2 protein-coding genes are annotated in these 2,343 nt (G+C 73.8%); one reads left to right on the top strand and one right to left on the bottom strand.

Features of this window, described 5'->3' with window-relative positions; translation table 11 throughout:
- On the top strand, positions 1-1,309 hold a 1,309-nt coding region (locus D7X55_RS38555; protein WP_233610330.1), incomplete at its 5' end, for a hypothetical protein.
- Positions 1,310-1,321: 12 nt separating this feature from the next.
- Here D7X55_RS38555 and D7X55_RS38550 read toward each other — a convergent pair.
- Positions 1,322-2,146 (bottom strand): SIS domain-containing protein, encoded by an 825-nt coding sequence (locus D7X55_RS38550; protein ID WP_407921817.1) that lies wholly within the window; start codon positions 2,144-2,146, stop codon positions 1,322-1,324.
- Between the last annotated feature and the right edge of the window lie 197 nt (positions 2,147-2,343).

Here is a 2,343-nt window from a genome sequence, read left to right as displayed (position 1 = left end):
GCCTCCCGGCCACCCCACGATTCCGCCCGGCACCCAGGCGTCGCCTACCGGAACGGGCTCCAATGCCTCCACCGGCGCGCTGCCCCCCGGCCACCCGACGATGCCCGCGGGCTCCCCCGTGGCGCCGGGCACGCCGCTGCCGTCGGGCCACCCCACGGTGGACACCAACAAGCTGCCGCCCTCCGCCGAGGAGCTGATGAAGCAGCTCGACTCGTCGGAAGGACTGCGCGAGCGGGAGAAGACCTTCGAGATCGCCTCGTCGCTGGGCCGGCTCTATTACATGAACGGCCGCAACGCGGACGCGCTGTCCTTCCTGGGCCAGGCGCAGGCCAAGGCGGACGGCGTGCGCTCGCTGTTCCTCGCGTCCCGGAAGAAGCTGGGCAAGGCCGCCGTGCCCACCGCGGAGGCCGCGAACTGCGGCTTCACGCCGGGCCAGCCGCTGGACGCGATGGAGGCCGTGGCGCAGGCCCGCGCGAAGTCCGGGGACACCGCGGGCGCCGCCGCGTGCGCGCTCGCGGCGATGGTCCCCGCGCTGGACGTGGACGTGCTGCGCGGCAACGCGCTGTACCTGGGCGGTGACAGCGTCAGCGCGCTGAAGGCGTACGCGCGAGTGCTGGAGGTGGAGCCCCGTCACGAGGAGGCGCTCTATGCCCACTCGTCGCTGCTCTTCGAGATGAAGGGCGAGGACCTCCAGGCCCTGAAGACGGCGCGCGAGGGCTTCGACGCGCTGGTGACGTCGCACCCGGGTTCCCAGCGCGCGGCGATGGCCCGCGAGCTGAGCGTGCGCATCGAGGAGACGGTGAAGGCGGGCGGCCGCAAGAAGTGGCTCGCGTCGCGCGCCGAGGACCGCAAGGTGCGCCTGTCCCAGTCCCCCGCGCAGGCCGCCGCGATGCCGCCGGACGCGCCGCGCCCGCTGACGCCGGAGATGGTGGACGCGGTGAAGAACACCGAGCGCACGCCGGAGCTGGAGGCGGGCCTCACCAGGCTGGTGGAAGAGGGCGAGGAGCACCTGGCGCGCGGACGCTTCCAGGAGGCCCTGGCCAACTACACCCGCGTGGTGCCCTTCCAGCCGGAGAACGGCCGCGCCAAGGCGGGCATGGCCTGGGCGCTGGTCGGCCTGGGCCGCCCCATGGGCGCGCGCGTGTGGAGCGTGGCGCTCCAGTCGGACGCGGGCGCGGTGGAGAAGCTGGGCGACACGCTGCTCGCCAAGGGCGATGCCAAGGGCGCCAAGGCCCTCTGGGAGAAGCTGGCCCAGGACGTGCCCAACTACCCGAACAAGGCCGCGCTCCAGGCGAAGCTGTCCCAGTAGCGCACGGAGCCGCTACACGAACTTCGCCGCCAGCAGGTCCTGGACGTCGAGCAGGCCCACCGCCCGGCCCTCGACGTCCACCACGGGCAGCTGGTCCACCTTCAGCTCGCGCATCTGCGCGGCGGCGGTGAGCACCAGCGTGTCCGGGGTGATGCAGCGCGGGCGCTTGCCCATCACCTCGCGCACCGGCACCTCGAAGTCGGTGTGGCCCCTCTCCACCAGGCGGCGCAGGTCCCCGTCCGTGAAGATGCCCTCCAGCTTTCCGTCGCGGTCCACCACGCACGCGGCGCCCGGCCGGCCCGGCGTGTTGGTCATCACCACCACCGCCAGGGACAGCCTCGCGGTGTCCAGCACCAGCGGGTTCGCGGGCCCCGTGCGCATCAACTCGAAGACGCGCAGCACGGAGCGCCCCAGCTTCCCGCCCGGGTGCAACAGCGCGTAGTCGTCCCGCCCGAAGGGGCGGCTTCGCAGGAGCGTCATGGCCAGCGCGTCGCCCACGGCGTGCAGCGCGGCGGTGGACGCGGTGGGGACCAGGCCCATGGGGCAGGCCTCTTCGATGCGGCCGATGTCCAGCACCACCTCCGCGCCCTTCGCGAGCGGGCTGTCCGCGTCCCCGGTGAGCGCCACCACCGGCGTGCCCATGCGCTTGAAGAGGGGCAACAGGCGGAGCAGCTCCTCCGTGCTGCCGCTGTTGGACAGCGCGAGGATGACGTCGCCTGGGCCCACGCGGCCCAGGTCGCCGTGCACGGCCTCCGCGGGGTGGAGGAACACGGAGCGGATGCCGGTGGACGCCAGCGTGGAGGACAGCTTCTGGCCGATGTGGCCCGCCTTCCCCATGCCCGTCACCACCACCTGGCCCGGGCAGTCGCGCACGAGCTTCAGCGCGCGCAGGAACGCGTCCCCCAGCCGGTCCGTGACGCCGAGAATCGCTCGGGCCTCCGCCTCCAGCACGCCGCGCGCGTAGGTGAGCGCGGCTTCATCGTCCGCGTCGCGGCGGACGGGGGCGGGGGTGGACGCGCGGCCGGGGAGCTGGC

Source organism: Corallococcus sp. AB049A (assembly GCF_003668885.1).
In the GTDB taxonomy this organism is placed as follows: Bacteria; Myxococcota; Myxococcia; order Myxococcales; family Myxococcaceae; genus Corallococcus; species Corallococcus interemptor.
Note: the sequence above shows the minus strand (reverse complement) of the source record. Positions and strands in the feature narration are given on the sequence as shown.